Annotated in this window: 11 protein-coding genes, 1 pseudogene, 1 riboswitch and 1 other annotated feature; of the genes and pseudogenes, 8 read left to right on the top strand and 4 right to left on the bottom strand. The window is 28.4% G+C overall.

What is annotated here, in order from left to right:
* Nucleotides 1–170: 170 nt before the first annotated feature.
* From B3603_RS08045 to add, 4 genes are all read left to right on the top strand, one after another.
* Entirely contained in the window at nt 171–1,721 is a 1,551-nt protein-coding gene (locus B3603_RS08045; protein WP_291563022.1) for an acyl CoA:acetate/3-ketoacid CoA transferase, read from the top strand.
* Nucleotides 1,722–1,748: 27 nt separating this feature from the next.
* On the top strand, nt 1,749–3,116 hold the full coding sequence (locus B3603_RS08040) for a GntP family permease (protein ID WP_291563020.1): 1,368 nt from the start codon (nt 1,749–1,751) through the stop codon (nt 3,114–3,116).
* Nucleotides 3,117–3,142: 26 nt separating this feature from the next.
* Complete coding sequence (locus B3603_RS08035; protein WP_396152540.1) at nt 3,143–3,571, top strand: MaoC family dehydratase; 429 nt, start codon at nt 3,143–3,145, stop codon at nt 3,569–3,571.
* Nucleotides 3,572–3,754: 183 nt separating this feature from the next.
* Nucleotides 3,755–3,854: riboswitch (purine riboswitch) on the top strand.
* A 61-nt stretch (nt 3,855–3,915) separates the two neighbouring features.
* Nucleotides 3,916–4,908, top strand: a complete 993-nt coding sequence (gene add, locus B3603_RS08030; protein ID WP_291563016.1) for an adenosine deaminase — start codon at nt 3,916–3,918, stop codon at nt 4,906–4,908.
* A 25-nt stretch (nt 4,909–4,933) separates the two neighbouring features.
* Here add and B3603_RS08025 read toward each other — a convergent pair whose 3' ends face one another.
* Nucleotides 4,934–5,434 (bottom strand): GNAT family N-acetyltransferase, encoded by a 501-nt coding sequence (locus B3603_RS08025; protein ID WP_291563012.1) that lies wholly within the window; start codon nt 5,432–5,434, stop codon nt 4,934–4,936.
* A 396-nt stretch (nt 5,435–5,830) separates the two neighbouring features.
* On the bottom strand, nt 5,831–6,136 hold the full coding sequence (locus B3603_RS08020; RefSeq protein ID WP_291563009.1) for a hypothetical protein: 306 nt from the start codon (nt 6,134–6,136) through the stop codon (nt 5,831–5,833).
* 225 nt (nt 6,137–6,361) lie between these two features.
* Between B3603_RS08020 and B3603_RS08015 the strand changes: the two genes are divergently transcribed.
* On the top strand, nt 6,362–14,941 hold the full coding sequence (locus B3603_RS08015; protein WP_291563006.1) for a GH36-type glycosyl hydrolase domain-containing protein: 8,580 nt from the start codon (nt 6,362–6,364) through the stop codon (nt 14,939–14,941).
* A gap of 80 nt (nt 14,942–15,021) precedes the next feature.
* On the opposite strand, the gene B3603_RS08010 is transcribed toward B3603_RS08015, so the two are convergent.
* Together B3603_RS08010 and B3603_RS08005 are read right to left on the bottom strand one after the other, a co-directional pair.
* Entirely contained in the window at nt 15,022–15,399 is a 378-nt protein-coding gene (locus B3603_RS08010; protein ID WP_291563003.1) for a VOC family protein, read from the bottom strand.
* A gap of 144 nt (nt 15,400–15,543) precedes the next feature.
* On the bottom strand, nt 15,544–15,771 hold the full coding sequence (locus tag B3603_RS08005; RefSeq protein WP_291563000.1) for a hypothetical protein: 228 nt from the start codon (nt 15,769–15,771) through the stop codon (nt 15,544–15,546).
* A gap of 569 nt (nt 15,772–16,340) precedes the next feature.
* Between B3603_RS08005 and B3603_RS08000 the strand changes: the two genes are divergently transcribed.
* The 3 genes and pseudogenes from B3603_RS08000 to tnpB all read left to right on the top strand — a co-directional run bounded on the left by B3603_RS08000 (nt 16,341) and on the right by tnpB (nt 18,660).
* Nucleotides 16,341–16,718, top strand: a complete 378-nt coding sequence (locus tag B3603_RS08000; protein WP_291562997.1) for a desulfoferrodoxin — start codon at nt 16,341–16,343, stop codon at nt 16,716–16,718.
* Nucleotides 16,719–16,771: 53 nt separating this feature from the next.
* Nucleotides 16,772–17,011: a binding site (T-box leader), on the top strand.
* Between the two features lie 155 nt (nt 17,012–17,166).
* Nucleotides 17,167–17,562 (top strand): annotated as a pseudogene (gene tnpA / locus B3603_RS07995) (IS200/IS605 family transposase).
* A 9-nt stretch (nt 17,563–17,571) separates the two neighbouring features.
* A complete protein-coding gene (gene tnpB, locus B3603_RS07990; protein WP_291562994.1) occupies nt 17,572–18,660 on the top strand; it encodes an IS200/IS605 family element RNA-guided endonuclease TnpB in 1,089 nt (362 codons plus the stop codon).
* Nucleotides 18,661–18,684: the final 24 nt, after the last annotated feature.

Here is an 18,684-nt window from a genome sequence, read left to right as displayed (position 1 = left end):
AAAGAATATTCAGAATATAACTTAGAGATTTTTAAGGTTACACTTTAAGAATCTACTGAATTCAATGGTTATAGAAGAATTTTTAAAGGAGTTTATATATTGGCATGGGTATTGCTTTAATTATAGTCAATGAAAATAATAGTTATTTTTATAGAGGGAGGAATTTATTAGTGAATAAAGTAAAAGCTGTGTCAGAAGCTGTAAAAATGATTAGAAATGGTAGTACTGTTGCTATAGGGGGCTTTATTGGAACTGGACATCCAGAAGAGATAACCTCACAAATTGAAAAAAGCTATTTGAACCAAGGATTTCCTAAAGACCTTACTATTGTATATGCCGCTGGACAAGGTGATTCAAAAGAAAAGGGACTAAATCATTTAGGACACGAGGGATTAGTATCAAAAGTAATAGGGGGACACTGGGGACTTGCGCCTAAACTTCAAAAATTAGCATTAGATAATAAAGTACAGGCTTATAATCTTCCACAGGGAGTAATATCTCATCTTTTTAGAGATATTGCTGCTAAAAAAGTTGGAACTATTACTCATGTAGGATTGCAAACCTTTGTTGATCCTAGAGTTGAAGGTGGGAAGTTAAATAACATAACTAAGGAAGATATTATAAAAGTAATCAATATCGAAGGCAAAGAAAGATTGCTATATAAGGCTTTTCCTATAGATGTCAGCATAATAAGAGCAACTTATGCAGATGAAAAAGGAAATTTATCTTTTGAAAAGGAAGCCACTACTTTAGAGTCTATTTCAATAGCGCAAGCTGCAAAAAACTCTGGTGGAATAGTGATAGCTCAAGTAGAATCAGTTGTTAAGTATGGAAGTTTAGATCCTAAGTTAGTAAAAATTCCTGGAATATATGTGGATGCTGTAGTTATAGCACAATCAGAAAATCATATGCAAACATTTTCGGAACAATTTAATCCAGCATATTGTGGAATGATAAAAACTATTTTAGATACTAACAAAAATATGAATTTAGATGAGAGAAAAATAATATCAAGAAGAGCAGCTATGGAGCTCATACCTAACTCCATAGTGAATTTAGGAATAGGTGTTCCAGAGGGAGTTGCATCCGTCGCCAATGAAGAAGGAATAGCAGATATGATGACTTTAACAGTAGAAGCAGGACCGATAGGGGGAGTGCCTGCCAGTGGATTAAGTTTTGGAGCATCATTAAACCCTGAATGTATATTGGATCAACCATATCAATTTGATTTTTATGACGGAGGAGGACTTGATATAGCATTTTTAGGATTAGCTCAATGTGATAAAAACGGAAATGTTAATGTAAGTAAATTTGGTCCTAAAATAGCTGGATGTGGAGGATTTATAAACATAACCCAAAATGCAAAGAAAGTTATATATTGTGGTACATTTACAGCTGGTGGTCTAAAAGTGTCCGTTACCGATGATAATCTACTAATCGAACAAGAAGGAAGAACTATAAAATTTATTGATGAAGTAGAACAAATAACTTTTAGTGGAGAATATGCAAAAGAAATAGAACAACAGGTTTTATATATAACAGAAAGAGCGGTATTTGAATTAAGTAAAAAAGGATTAACTTTAATAGAAATAGCTCCAGGTATTGATTTAAATAAAGATATATTAAATGAAATGCAATTTAAACCAATAATATCAGAGAATCTCAAAATTATGGATAAAAGAATATTTAGAGAAGAAGTTATGGGGATTAATGTAGGGTAAAAATGAAAATTAGGAAGGAGTCATACTATGTTAGGTGTTTTAGGTATTATAATTTCCTTATTACTATTGATGTATTTAGCTTATAAAGGAATTACAGTTTTAATTTTAGCTCCATTACTAGCAATGCTTGCAGTAGCATTTTCAGGTGATCTTCCGATGCTTGCAAGTTATACAGAAGTATTTATGAAAGACTTTGCAGGATATGCTAAGACTTATTTTCCATTATTCTTATTAGGGGCTATATTTGGTAAAGTAATGGACGATTCTGGAGCTGCAAAATCTATTGCAAATTTTATAGCCAACAAGCTTGGAAAAGATAAAGCTATACTAGCAGTAGTACTATCTTGTGCAATATTAACGTATGGAGGAGTTTCTTTATTTGTTGTTGCTTTTGCAGTATATCCAATAGCAGCTGAATTATTTAGAGAAGCTAATATACCAAAAAGGCTTATACCAGGAACAATAGCTCTAGGAGCATTTACTTTCACAATGACAGCATTGCCAGGAAGTCCTCAAATACAAAATGCAATTCCTATGACTTATTTTGGTACAACTGCATGGGCAGCACCAATACTAGGTATTGTGGCATCAATCGTAATGTTTGGCGTAGGTATGTGCTGGCTTAACAGAAGGGCGAGAAAAGCCATGGAAATTGGTGAAGGTTATGGTAATCATAAGGAAGAAATAGAGATGTTTGATATAAGTAGCCTACCTAATGTTGGTATAGCCATTATGCCAATAATTGTAGTACTAGTGCTTAATTATATATTAGGAAAGTATTTTGGTAATATGAATGCAGAATATCTTAAAGATTTTGGAACTTCTATAGATAAGGTAAAAGGTGTGTGGAGCTTAATAGTTTCATTAGCTATATCAATAGTAATGGCAATTATATTATTAAGAAAGAATTTTAAAAGTATTATAAAAACTGTGAACCAAGGAGCAATTGGATCCTTACTAGCAATAATTAACACATCATCTGAAGTTGGATATGGTAATGTAATAAAATCATTAGGAGCCTTTGCTTTAATTAAAGGAGCAATACTCTCAATACCTGGTACTCCACTTATTTCACTTGCTGCATCAACAAGTATATTAGCAGGTATAACAGGTTCAGCATCAGGAGGAATGAGTATAGCACTAGGTGCATTAGGTGATATATATATGCAAAAAGCAATAGCCCTTGGAATTAGTCCTGAGGCATTCCATAGAATAGCAGCTATTGCCTGTGGTGGGTTTGATACATTACCACATAATGGAGCTGTAATAACATTACTAGGAATCACAGGTCTTACACACAAGGAATCCTATATTGATATTGGAATGTGCACAGTAGTTATTCCAGTCCTAGCCACAGTAGTATGTATAATTTTAGCTAGCTTTGGAATTGTGTAAATATTTAGAAATTAAGGAGTGTTATTATGGGAAAGTCAATAAACGAATTACAAATAGGAGATAAATCTTATATAGAAAAAACCATAAGTGAAACGGATGTATATCTTTTTGCAGGTATAACTGGAGATTTAAATCCAGCTCACATAAATAAGGTGCAATCAGAACAAACTATGTTTAAAGGTAGAATTGCTCATGGTATCTTAGTATCAGGATTAATTTCAGCAGTATTAGGAATGCAATTGCCTGGAACAGGGACAATATACTTAGGGCAAAATTTAAAATTTACAGCTCCAGTTAAGATTGATGACACAATAAAAGCAGAAGTAGAAGTAATAGAGATGATTCCTGAAAAAAATAGAGTAAAATTAAAAACCATCTGCACTAATCAAGATGGAATAGTAGTTGTTTCAGGAGAGGCCTTGGTTATGCCACCAAAATGTGTACAAGTTAGCTGATGAATTAAAAAATATGAAATTAATATAAAGTCTAAATTGAACTACAAGATACTATTAGCTAAGCTTATGTTATATGGAACTTTTAATTTGTTTAGGTAATAATTACAAGGTCTTGACTATAACTTTTATTATGATATAATAATATAAATTTTATATAAATATTTTATATTATACTTTAATAATATAAAATATTTATAATATCTTCGTATAACCCCAATAATATGGTTTGGGGGTCTCTACCAGGAATCCAAAATTCCTGATTACGAAGAAGATACCTTATGGGTATCTTCTTCGTAATCAGGATTTTTTATTCTTTAACATTTATTATAGAAAAGAGGAGTAATATGGAATTGATAAAGTTACCTAAAATCGAACTGCATTGCCACTTAGATGGTAGTGTTAGACCTGAAACAATTGTTGATATAGCACAGAAAGAGAATATAAATATTCCTAGTTCAGATATTAATATTATTAGAAATATGATGATTGCGCCTTTAGAATGTACCTCTCTTTCTGAATACTTAGAAAGATTTGCATTACCTATAGATATTATGCAGTCTAAGGAAAGCTTAAGAAGAATTGCTTATGAACTTATGGAAGATGCAGCAAAGGAAAATACAAAATATATTGAAATTAGATTTGCACCACTACTTCATACTAAAAAAGGATTAACTATTGAAGAAATAATATCAAGTGTATTGGAAGGAATTAAAGATGGAGAAAATGATTATGATATCAAAGGTAATTTAATACTATCTTGTTTAAGAAATGTTCCTGTAGATACTGTTTATGATGTGGTGGAAGCGGGAAGAAAGTTTCTAGAAAAAGGTGTAGTAGCTATAGATTTATGTGGTAATGAAGAAGCAGAATTTTCTAAAAGATACATAGAGCCTATTGCATTAGCTAGAGAATATGGATATAGAGTTACTATTCATGCTGGTGAAACAGGAATAGGAAAAAATGTTTTAGATGCTGCACAAATGCTTAAAGCTGAAAGAATAGGTCATGGAGTTTTTATAAAAGATTGCTCTGAAGCTTATGATATTGTAAAGAATAAAGCAATAACACTTGAAATGTGTCCAACCAGTAATATTCAAACTAAGGCAGTAAATTCTTACGGAGATCATCCTATTTTTAATTTTTACACTGATGGAATAAAAGTGACAATGAATACTGATAATAGAACTGTGTCAGATACAACATTAACTAATGAATATAATGCTATATTTAAAGAATTTAGTTTAACCTATGAAAATTATAAAGAACTTTATTATAATAGCATTAATGCGGCCTTTATTAGTGAAGAAATGAAGTGTGAATTAAGAAAATTCATATAAATATTATTTGCAAAGTCGTGATTTATCACGACTTTTTATATACCATGCAATATTGAATTATATCACTATTGGCTAAGTTGATATTCTTTACAAGTTTAAAGCCAAAATGTGTATATAGATTTACATTTTTTATATTTTGAGTTTCTAAAGTACAATGGACTTTTCTTTCATCAGCTTCTTTTAAAATTTCATTCATAATCTTGCTCATATATTTTTCACCTCTAAAATTTTTTTGAACAACAATTAGATCTAAATGAATATATTCATTTTTTACTATATCTGTTATCCAAGCAGAACTCATTTTTTGGAGAGTAAAAAATCCTTTTATAAATGTTTTTACATTTACATATCTACATATTTTAAAAGATTTTAATGTAGCTATAAAAACTTTAGAGATATATTGAAATGATGAAGTAAATTTTTCTGAATGAAATATAAGAGCAATGGCTTCCATATCTTCAGAGGTGCTATATAAACTGCTATAATCGTAAAGTAATTCAATATAATTCTCAAAGAATATGTTCAATACATCTAGCCTATTAGAGGTATGAGGAAGTATGTGCTCATATAAGGGATCATCTAAAAATTCCTTTGCAAAAATCTTTGAGGCCTTTTTTAAATCTTTTCTTGAGAGTTTAACTAAGTTACAAATAATCCCACTCCTAAACTTTTTATTTTTAATTAATTATAGCGCATCAATTTTAACGAAGTAAAGAAAAAATATATACATATATAAGTTATCTTTAAATTAATATATAGCTTAATATAGATGGGACTTTAAATATTTCAACTATAATTGCGAATTGTATAAATGAATTGAAAAATCATCATTAAAATATTAGAACATAAATAATAGGACTATACCTTTTGATATAGTCCTATTATTAGCATTTAAATTCAGTATTATTTTTAAATATAACTTTTATTTAAAGTATTTATACTTATTAAGTGTTGGTAAAAAGGTTAATATCATTAGGGATACCCCCATAATTAATATTTCACCTGTTGATTTTATTATGTTTTTATTTATAAGAAAAGCAACTAAAATCATATATCCACCAATGAGTAAATATAAAAATCTTTGGCAAAATATAAATCTTTTTTTATTTGATATAACTTTTCCGTTTTCTTCATACATTGCAAGGATTTTTTTCCAAGGCATGAATAAAGCCAGTAAGAGCTGTAAAATTCCTGCAGCAATCAGTATTATAATAATTAAGTTTTTCAAATTAAATCCTCCCTACAATAAAGAACTATATTATAATTCAATCCCCTAATTCAACATTAATTACATTGTACACTATAGATGGACTACTTCCAAATTTAATTTTATACATTTTTAAAACTAATTTGTAACAAACTTTATTCCAGAAAACTTAATATACAGTAATAAATTATGATTACCTAGGAAATAATATACAGGTGACAATATATATTGAAAGTGAGGATTTTTATGGAGTACATAGTTATATTATCGATAGTTTTCTTAGTAGTATTGAGAGTTGTTACATTAAGAAAATGTAGTGATGATGATTTATTAGATTATATTAAGATAGGTGAAAATAATAAAGAGGATTTAAATAGCTTAGCTATGGAACTTTCACAAAAATACAGTGATATAACTAATAAGAGCTGTAAAAAATCTCTAATTTATAATATTCAAAAGTGCTATAAAAAGATTATTGCTTGTCATGATGAAATAAATGAGGAGTACAAAAAAAATTGCGATATTATACAAGGTGGAGAATGGATATTAGATAATATGTATATTCTAGAGAAAGAATATCATGATATAAAACTTAATATGCCATATAAATATTATAAACATTTACCTGTAGCTAAAAGAGGTATATTTAAGGGATATCCTAGAGTTTATCAAATTGCGGTAGAAGTTGTAAGTAATAGCGAAGGAAACTTAAATGAAAATATAATTAAAGAGTTTATTAACAGTTATCAAAAAGAAACTATATTGACCATGGGTGAACTATGGGCATTACCAATTATGATTAGAGCTGCTTTAATTCAAAACATAGGAAAAACTTGTGAAGAAATTTCTTTTACAGTGAGAGAAAAAAAGAGAGCAGAAATTTTAGCACAAGATATAATTAACAGTCAATTAGATGGAAGTTTAAAAAATAATTTTCATGAAACACTAAAAAAACAAAAAATAACTACTACTTTTGCAGATCATTTATTAAAACTTTTAAGAGATAATGGAATAGAAAATAATGAAATTAATAAAGTGATAGAAGATAAATTAGAGCTTAAAGAAATTAATATGGACACTGTAATAGCTACTTCTTATAAAAGAGAAAGTAAATTTGAAACCATATTAGGTAATAGTATTACATCTTTAAGAGATGTGGATAGTTTAAATTATAAAAGGCTTTTTGAAGAAATATCTATAGTTGAGCAAATATTAAAAGAAGATAAATTGAAAGTTTACAATAATATGGATTTTCAATCTAAAGATTATTATAGGCATGTAGTAGAAAAAATATCAAAGCAGAGTAATATTCCAGAATCTTATGTTGCAAAAAAGGCTTTAGAATGTTCAAATGAAAGCACAGAGAAACCCTATGAAGATCATATTGGGTATTATTTATTTGATGATGGAAGAAAAAAATTAAATAAAAAACTAAATATTAATTATAAAGGCTTTGAAAGATTAAAAAACTATATAAAAGGGAAGGCAGTTACATTTTATGTAACAACTATTATTCTATTAACTATTATTTTATCTGCAACCTTTGTATATTGGAGCTATATAAATGATTACAATTTTAGGTTATGGAAGTACATATTAGCGGTATTGATAACAGCTATACCTCTTAGTGATGTTGTAATTTCTATATTGAATTGGAGTATTACTCACTTATGTATTCCAACCATAATGCCTAGAATTGAATTCAACAATATACCAGATGACTGTAAGACTGCAGTAGTAGTACCTACTATTATAAATGACAGCAAAAGAGCTAAAGAATTAGTAGATAATTTAGAAGTTTATTATCTAGCTAATAGAGATGAAAATCTGTTTTTTGTATTATTAGGAGATTTCAGAGATAGTGATAGAGAAGTATTAGAAGATGATAAAAAAATTGGTGAAGATACCATTAGTTATATAAGAGAATTAAATGAAAAATACTGTAAAGATAAGGATGATAAGTTTTTCTTTTTATGTAGACATAGAGTATATAATGACAGAGAGAATCTTTATATAGGTTATGAAAGAAAAAGGGGAAAAGTAATGGAGTTTAATGCTCTATTAAGAGGAGAAAAAAATACAACTTATAATATTTTTAGTAGTAGTATCGAAGAGTTAGGAAAGATAAAATATGTAATAACTTTAGATGCTGATACAGTACTTCCTAGAGAAGCAGCTAAAAAACTTATAGGTGCAATGGCACATCCTCTTAATGTAGCATATGTAGCCAAAGAAAAGAAGGCTGTATTAAGAGGTTATGGGCTAATGCAACCTAGAATTAGTATAAGTCTTTTAAGTTCGAATAAAACCTATTTTTCTAATATATTTTCTGGAGAAACAGGGATAGATATTTATACTATGGCAGTATCTGATGTATATCAAGATCTTTTTGGAGAAGGTATTTTTACTGGTAAAGGTATTTATGATTTAGACGTATTTGAATATATGTTAAAAAATGAAATACCTGAAAATAGAGTATTGAGCCACGATTTATTGGAAGGTTCCTATGTTAGGGCTGGGCTTATAACAGATGTGGAGTTAATAGACGATTATCCAGCTTATTATAATTCAAGTTCCAAAAGACTTCATAGATGGGTTAGGGGAGATTGGCAGCTTATCCCTTGGCTATTTAAGAAAAGTCCAATAAATAGATTATCTAAATGGAAAATCTTTGACAATCTTAGAAGAAGTTTAATTTCGCCTTCTATGATAATACTACTATTTTTTACTTTAATAAAATTATTACCTGATGGAACTGATAAATGGTATATGGTTGCATTTATATCTCTCATCACGCCTATACTATTTGATGTTACTGAATATGTTGTATCACCACTAAAAGGCATTAGCTTAAGTGGAAGAATACAAGATGGAAAAATGGTATTTAAACAAGTATTTTTTATATATGTATTTTTACCTTATCAAGGATATTTAATGCTAGATGCTATAATTAGAACTATTTATAGAATGACTATATCTAAGAAAAATCTATTACAGTGGCAAACAGCAGCAGATGTAGAGAGAACTTCAGGGAAAAGTCTAAAAGCATACATATACTCTATGTGGTATGGTAGTATAATTTCTTTAATTATACTGACTGCAGCTTTTTATAACAACATAAATGTAGGATTGTCTTTATTACCAAGTTGTATCTTATGGTTTTTAAGCCCTATGATAGCATGGTTAATTAGTATTGAAAATGAAAAAGAGATATATACCATGGGAGAAAATGAAGAGGCTACAATAAGAAGGATAGCTAGAAAAACTTGGGCATATTTTGAAGATTTTATAACTGAAGAGTGTAATTACTTAGGGGTGGATAATTATCAAGAAGAACCATATAAAGGTGCAGCATTAAGAACTTCTCCTACTAATATGGGAATGAGTATTATTTCAAATATAACTGCTGTAGATTTAGGCTATATTAGCATTTTAAAAGCTGTAAAAAGAATAGAAAACTCTATAAATAGCATGGAAGAATTAGAAAAACATAGAGGACATTTTTTAAATTGGTATAATAGTGAAACTAAAGAACCATTATATCCAAGATATATTTCCACAGTAGATAGCGGAAATTTAGCAAGTTATTTGTTTACTACTTATGAAGCTTTAAATATCTATGAAGAAAAGCCTTTTATTACGTCTATCACTAAAGGAATTCAAGATACAATTAGCTTAGCAGCGGAAGAAATTGAAAGTTTTCCATCTAAACAATATATATATTTGATGCTTCAAGATGAATTTGATAACAATACTAATGATTTAATTTCTTTTAGGCACAATTGCTGTAATTTATTATTAAGGGTAAAAGAAATATTAGAAATTCAAGATTTGAAGTCAACTTATTGGACTAACAAACTTATAGAAGACTTACAAGGCTATATCAAAGAAATAGATAATATATTTCCTTGGATTACTCATTTGGAGTGTTATGATGATGATATTTTAAATGAAATAGATAATATTGCTACCTATAATACATTAAAAGAGTATGAAAGTAAGATTAATGTGTTAATGGGAAAAGTAAAATCAAGTGAAGGAAAGTCTTTTCTAAAAAACAGTATAAATAAAATAAACACATTAATAAACTCTATAGATGAAGTAAAAGAAAAAGTATTAAATATGGCTTATGCAATGGATTTTTCTATACTTTTTGATAAGGATAGAGAATTATTTTCCATTGGCTATGATTTAGAAAGTAATAGTAGAGGAAAAAGTTATTATGATCTTTTAGCTTCAGAGGCAAGACAGGCAAGTTTTATAGCTATTGCTAAAAATGAAGTACCAACAAGTCATTGGTTTAAACTTGGAAGAGCTATGACCACTGATGGTGTAGGAAAAGGGTTAGTATCTTGGAGTGGTACTATGTTTGAATATTATATGCCTAGGCTTATAATGAAAAATTATCCTAACACTCTATTAGATGAAAGTTATGAGTTTTCTTTAAATTCACAAATAGAATATGGAAAAAATAAAAAAGTTCCATTTGGTATTTCAGAAAGTGCTTATTACAACTTTGACATGGATTCAAATTATCAATATAAGGCCTTTGGAGTGCCAACATTAGGATTACAAAGAGGTCTTGAAAATGAATTAGTTGTGTCACCTTACTCAACTATAATGTCACTTATGGGAAATCAAGAAAAGGGATTTAGAAATATAGGCAAACTTATTCAAGAAGGGTCGGAAGGATTATATGGTTTTTATGAAGCTATAGATTATACTCCAGATAGAGTTTCAAAAGATGTGAATAAGCAAGTTGTAAAATGTTATATGATACATCATTTAGGTATGAGCATAATGGCTATAGATAATATATTAAACAATAATATACTCCAAAAATATTTTCATTCAATGGCAATGGTTCGAGCTACAGAGTTATTATTGCAAGAAAAGATTTCTAAAAGAGTAATTTATGATAGAGAAAAGAAATATGCAATTCAAAAAAGTATGCATGATATACAAAAGATTATACCTAGAAAAATTGAATCTCCAGTTAGCAAGTATCCTATAATTGGTCTTTTATCTAATAATAATTATAGTGTAATGCTAACAAATAGTGGTAGTGGATATTCAAAGATAGATAAATTACTACTTTATAGATATAGAGAAAAAAATGCAAATAATAATACTGGTATGTTCTTTTATGTAAAAGATATTAATAATGGAGAATATTTTTCTTCAACCTATGAACCTTGTAGGGAGCATAGAGAGAAATATACTGCTAATTTTTATTTAGATAAAATTGAGTATATAAGAAACGATAGTGAGTTGTTGACTAAAACTTCTATAGTGTTATCTAAAGATGAGAATTTAGAGCTCAGAACTTTAGAATTAAAAAACAATAGTGAAGAAGAGAAAATATTAGAGATCACCAGTTATTGTGAGGTTGTACTTCAGGAATATGATGGCGATTTAGTTCATCCTGCCTTTGGAAACTTATTTATAAAAACAGAATTTATAGGAGAAGATGACTTAATAATAGCTAATAGAAATCCTAGACATAAAAATGAGAAAACTCCTTATATGATGCAATATGCAGTAGTAGAAGGAGAGGTAATAGGTGCTTTAGAGTATGAAACTTCAAGAGCAAAATTTATAGGAAGAGGTAACGATAAGAATGCTCCTCAAGCTATAAAAAATAATATAATGCTGACTAACACCGTAGGTGCTGTACTTGACCCTATTATAAGCTTAAGAAAGAGAGTTAAAGTAAAACCTAAAAGTAGTTGCAAAATTCATTTTTTAACTTCTTTTAACTATGATAGAGAAGAATTGATAGAAATTTCAAAAAAATATAGTGAAGTAGAAACAATAAATAAGTTATATAGTTTAAGTTTTGAATATTGTCAAAAAGAAATGAAAAACTTAAATATAAAATCTACTCAAGGAAATTTATATCAGCAATTAGCATCAAAAATATTATTTTTAAATTCTAGCTATAGAGAAAGAGAAAAATATATTATAAAGCTCAATAAAGGGCAAAGAGATTTATGGGGATATGGAATATCTGGCGATATACCTATGGTTTTAGTAGTGGTAGAACAAGAAAAACACATAGATATTGTAAGGCAAATTATCGATGCTCATAGTTATCTAAGAAGAAAACATATATTTTTTGATTTAGTAATATTAAATTTAGAACCTATAAGTTATAAACTTCCTCTTCAAAAAAGTATAAGAGATTTAATATCTTCAACTAACTTGAAGTATCTAGAGAATAAAAAAGGTGGAGTATTTTTACTTTCATCAACTATACCTGAAGAAGATATAAACTTGTTTAAAGCGATATCTTCTGTAGTTGTTCAGGGCGATAAGGGAACTTTAGCTTCACAAATAAATTATATGGAAAAGGAAAATAAAATAGTCTTTTTAGAGGATGATACAAAAAAAGAGAAGAAAAGATATAACTATAAGGAAGATATAGATATTAAAATTCCACAACTAGAGTATTTTAACCAATATGGTGGCTTTGGAGATAATGGGAAAAATTATACTATTATACTTAAAGATAATCAAAATACCCCTGCACCTTGGATAAATGTAATAAGTAATCCTAATTTTGGATTCTTAGTGTCTGAGAGTGGAACATCTTATACTTGGTTTAAAAATAGTAGGGAAAATAAGTTAACCATATGGAACAATGATTATATTGTAGATTATTGCAGTGAATGTATATATATTAGTGATGGGCAGGAAGTTTGGAGCCCAACACCAAAGCCTATAAGAGATAATAAAACTTATATAATTGAACATGGTTTTGGTTACTCTAAATTTGTCCATTATAATTTTGGAATAACTTCTGAAACTACAATGTTTGTACCTATAGATGAAAATGCAAAGCTCATAAAATTAAAACTTAAGAACAATGAAAATTATGAACGAGAATTACGTGTAGCCTATTATGCAGAATTAACTATGGGTGTTGTTAGAGAAAATACTTACAAAAAAATCTTTACTGAAATAGATAATGAGAAGTCATATATATCCAGTAAGAATTCTTATAATACACCATTTAAAGATACTATATGTTATTTAACTATTAACGGAGAAGAACAGATATCTTTTAGTGGAGATAAAGTTGAGTTTTTAGGAGAAGAAGGTAACATTTCAAATCCTAGAGCTATGAAATATAAGGAGCTAAGAGGTACCCATGGAGGAGGATTAGATCCTTGTTTGGCATCAATGACCACTATTAAACTTAAAGAAAATGAAGAAAAAGAAGTTGTCATTATTTTTGGAGCTGAAGAGAGTAGAGAAGTTTTAGAGAAAACCATAGAAAAGTATAGAAGTATAGAAAATATAAATGCTTCCTTAAAAGAAGTAAAAGATTATTGGAATATACGTTTAAATACACTTCAGGTTAATACTCCAGATAAAAGCTTTGATATAATGATAAATGGATGGCTCATGTATCAAACTATATGTTGTAGGCTATGGGCTAGAACTGCATTTTATCAATGTGGAGGAGCATTTGGCTTTAGAGATCAGCTTCAAGATGTTATGGCAACATGCTATTTAGATCATAAAATTACTAAAAATCAAATTCTCTATGCTGCTTCAAGACAATTTGAAGAAGGAGATGTACAACATTGGTGGCATCCAATTATAGATAGTGGAATTAGAACTAGGTTTAGTGATGATTTATTATGGCTTCCTTATGTAGTTAGTGATTATATCGATAAAACAGGAGATTATAGTATTTTAGATGAAGAAATATACTATTTAAAAGATGAAGAACTTAGAGAAGGTGAAGATGAAAGATATAGAATTTCACCTAGATCGGAGTTAAAAGAAAGTTTATATAAACATTGCTTAAGGGCTATAGAAAAATCATTAAAATTTGGAGAACATAATATACCATTAATGGGTAGTGGTGACTGGAATGATGGAATGAGCACCGTAGGCAATAAAGGAAAAGGAGAAAGTGTTTGGCTTGCATGGTTTTTATATAGTATCTTAAACAGCTTTAAAGATATTTGTAGCTTTAAAGATGATGATAAATCTTATAAAAAATATGATGAAATACAGCAGTTTATAAAAAAATCTCTAGAGGAAAATGGATGGGATGGACAGTGGTATAGAAGAGCTTACTTTGATGATGGTACTCCATTGGGATCATCTTATAATGAAGAGTGTAGAATAGATTCACTAAGTCAATCCTGGTCTGTTATTTCTGGGGCTGGAGATAAGGAAAGAGCAGAAGAAGCTATGAATAATCTTTATAAATATTTAGTAAGAGAAGATAAGGGAATGATATTATTATTAACTCCTCCTTTTAAGAAATCAAAACTTGAACCAGGATATATTAAAGGATATATACCAGGAGTTAGGGAGAATGGAGGTCAATATACTCATGCTGCTACTTGGGCAATACTGGCTTTTGCTAAAATGGGTAAATGCGATATTGCGATAAAACTCTTTAACATGATTAATCCTATAAATCATAGTAGTGATTATTTATCCACAGAAATTTATAAAACAGAGCCTTATGTAATGACGGCAGATGTTTATTCTGTTGAGCCTCATGTAGGTAGAGGTGGTTGGAGTTGGTACACAGGAACTTCTTCATGGATGTATAAAGTAGCTATTGAGGGAATTTTAGGATTTTCTCTTAAAGATGGGAAAGGATTCACTATAAATCCTTGCAGCTCTTTACCTTGGGAGCAATATGAAATACAATATAGGTTTAATAAGGCTATTTATAATATTAGGATTAAAAAAGGTGACAAAAAGAGTATTTATCTTAATAATAAAAAAATTGAAGATAATTTTATCCCTTATTTTGATGAAGGACAATATAATATAGAAGTAACTTATAATTAATACATCTTTTTTAAAAATAATAAGTTAACATTTAACTATAAACTATTAACTAAAAAAACGTGGTGGTTAACCACGTTTTTTTAGTTAAAATCTTCTTCTATAAGTTCAATGGTGATTCCGTCCATATCCTTTACAAATATGATTTTAGCGCCTAAATCTGTAGTTATAGGTCCCTGTAAGATTTCAATATTTTCACTTTTAATAATATCTAACATTTTATCTATATTTTCAACATGAACTATTACAGACATATTAGACTTAGATGAGCTTTCAGAGTTTATATTATTATTTTTTATAAATTCAATAAGGTTATTGTTTTCATCACCTAATATTATTATGTGTACATTAGGTTGAGGAGTAAAATTTCTTTTTTCTTTAAGATTTAAAAGCTTTTTATAAAAATTTGTAGATATTTCCATGTCTTTTACAAAAATTGTTGGGTAAATAGATTTTATCATGTACTTTCCTCCTAAAACTAAATATTTTAAATTTTATGGTATACCTTCTTAATTTCCTTATATTTTGATTATAACAATTTTTTGAATTTTTCACCATATAAAAATACCTAGCTTTAAAAGCTAGGTTAAGGCATTTAAAATAAATTATTTTTTCTTTAAAGTTTTTTCAGATTTAAAACCAGGTATATCTGAACCACTATTATAAGTATAGTCGAATTCTTGATTGGAGATATTATTTGATACAATATTATCTCTTACATTATCAGGAAGCTTTGTATAATCTTTTAATGAATAAGCTCTAACTTCTTTTAATGGTGCTTCTAAAAATTCGCGTTCATTTGGTCCATAAGAGTTTTTTTTCCTCTTCGCCATAAAAATCACTCCCTTATATAAATATGATTTAATTTAAGTATTTTTTAAAAAAGCTAGTCATTATATTAATTTATTTTCTGTCACACCACCTATAACGTGGATAGAACTTATCAATGTAAGTTAACTTTTAACCTGATATAAAATATTACCATCATTTTTAACTAGTTATTTTATTTCAGACTCTTACAGTTATTTTGCGTACAATATAAAAAATAATACTAAATATATTTTGGATAAATTATAGAATTAAAAGGAGAATATTTCTTTTTGTAGAATAAGATAATTAATGATACTAAAATTAGAGAATTTGTAATTTTATCCATATTTATGACAATTGTTATAAATATGGCTTTAATACAAATTGCAGTATAGTAAGTACTAGTATTTTAGCATATAAAAAATAACTGATCAGTATGCACATTTATTTCGTTGTATATTATGTCTTTAGGATGGATGATAATCTAACTACTATTGGAATATATATATGCATGACGGAAGATATACTTGGCATCTTTAACTAGTTATTTCTTTATATATTTACAATTTTTATTAAATAAGGAGGAATTAATATGACAGAATTAAGACAAGTTTATAAATGTGATATTTGCGGAAATATGATAGAGGTTGTACATGCTGCTGGAGGTAGTTTAGTTTGCTGTGGTAAACCTATGACTCTTAAAAAAGAAAATACTACTGATGCAGCTAATGAAAAGCATGTTCCTGTGTTAGAAGAAGTGGATGGAAAAGTTGTTGTTAGAATAGGTTCAGTAGAGCATCCAATGACACCAGAACATCATATTGAGTGGATAGAACTTCATACAGAAGATAGAGTTTACAGAAAATATTTAAGCGTTGATGAAAAACCAGAAGCTGTTTTTAGCACAACTCTGGATAAAGTTTTATACGCAAGAGAATATTGTAATTTACACGGATTGTGGAAATCATAAAAACTATTGACATTATCTGCTTAATGTCATATCATATATAAAAAAGAAAATTAATAAAATCGTTGAAAAGAAGTAAGTAAGCTTAAAAAACAGATTTAAAGAGAGTGATAGATGGTGGAATTATCATAATTATGCTTAAGCTGAATGGGTCTTTGAGATTCAAGATGAACTTAAAGTAGTCTTTGACGTGAACCTCCCGTTATAGAGGTAAGATATTATAATGTATCTCATAAAGAAGACTAAATTAATTAGTTTTGAATTTAGGTGGCACCGCGTATGATAGCGCCCTATGGAATTTTTCCATAGGGCTTTTTTATTTAACGTAACCTAGCATTCATCCTCATCTTCAACGAAGTAAGGTGAGGATGAATGCGTAAAAACAACTTGCTTATGCTATTTTTTATGCTAAAGTAAACTCAGTAGTAAATTATAAAAAGTAGTGATACTAATGGATTTTGATAGTAATAGCCATTCAGTATTCTCATTATATTACCATCAAGTATTGATAATAAAATATAGAAGAGAAGTTATTGATGATGTAAGTATAAGATTGAAAGATATATTTGATACTATAAGCAAAAAATATAATATAACAACTGTGGAGTGGGAACATGATAGAGATCATGTTCATGTATTATTCAAAGCGCATGCTAATAGTGAGTTATTAAAATTCATAAATACTTATAAGAATGCTAGTAATAGATTGATAAAAAAGGAATTTCCATAAATAAGAAAACAATTATGGAAAGGATATTTTTGGTCAAGAAGCTACTGTTTATTTACGACAGGTGGTTCTTCAATAGAGGTAATTAAAAAATATATAGAAAATCAAGGAATGAAATGAGGTGAGGATATGATAAAAGCTTATAAATATAGAATATATCCTAATGAAGAACAGAGGACGTATTTAGCTAAAACATTTGGTTGTACTAGATTTATCTATAACAAAATGTTAAGCGATAGGATTAAAGCCTATGAAGAAAATGAGAATTTAGATATTAAAAAAATTAAATATCCTACACCAGCACAATATAAAGCTGAATTTCTTTGGTTAAAAGAAGTAGATAGTTTAGCTTTAGCTAATGAACAATTAAATTTAGACAAAGCTTATAAGAACTTTTTTAGAGATAAATCAGTAGGATTTCCTAAATTTAAAAGTAAGAAGAATAACCATTATAGTTATACAACTAATAATCAAAAAGGTACTGTATATATTGAAAATAATAAAATAAAAATACCAAAATTGAAGACTAAGATAAAGATAAAGCAGCATAGACAATTCAATGGATTAATTAAGAGCTGTACTATAAGTCAAGTTCCTAGTGGTAAATACTATATATCTATTTTAGTTGATACTGAAAATATAAAATTACCTAAAGTTGATAAGAAAATTGGAGTTGATGTAGGGCTTAAGGAATTTGCCATATGTTCTGATGGATACAAAGAGCCTAATCCAAAGCATCTTAGAAAATCAGAAAGAAGATTAATTAAGTCACAAAAGTACTTATCAAGAAAGCAAAAGGGTAGTAACAATAGAAATAAAGCTAGGTTAAAAGTAGCTAAATTACATGAAAGGATAGCAAATCAAAGAAAAGATTTCTTACATAAGTTATCAATAAAACTCATTAGAGAAAACCAATCTATAGTTATTGAAGACTTAAAAGTTAAGAACATGCAGCAGAATCATAAACTAGCAAAAGTTATAAGTGAAGCTAGTTGGTCAGAATTTAGAAAAATGTTAGAATATAAAGCTGATTGGTATGGGAGAGAACTTATAATAGCACCTAGTAATTATGCTAGTAGTCAATTATGTTCAGAGTGTGGGTATAAAAATTCAGAAGTAAAAAATCTAGCACTTAGAGAATGGATTTGCCCGAATTGTGGTGTACATCATGATAGGGATATAAATGCTAGTGTAAATTTGCTGAAATTAGTAATGTAATTTTGGTATTGTAACGAGGTTGGT

Source organism: Clostridium sp. UBA2485 (assembly GCF_002341865.1).
Taxonomy (GTDB): domain Bacteria; phylum Bacillota; class Clostridia; order Clostridiales; family Clostridiaceae; genus Clostridium_J.
Note: the sequence above shows the minus strand (reverse complement) of the source record. Positions and strands in the feature narration are given on the sequence as shown.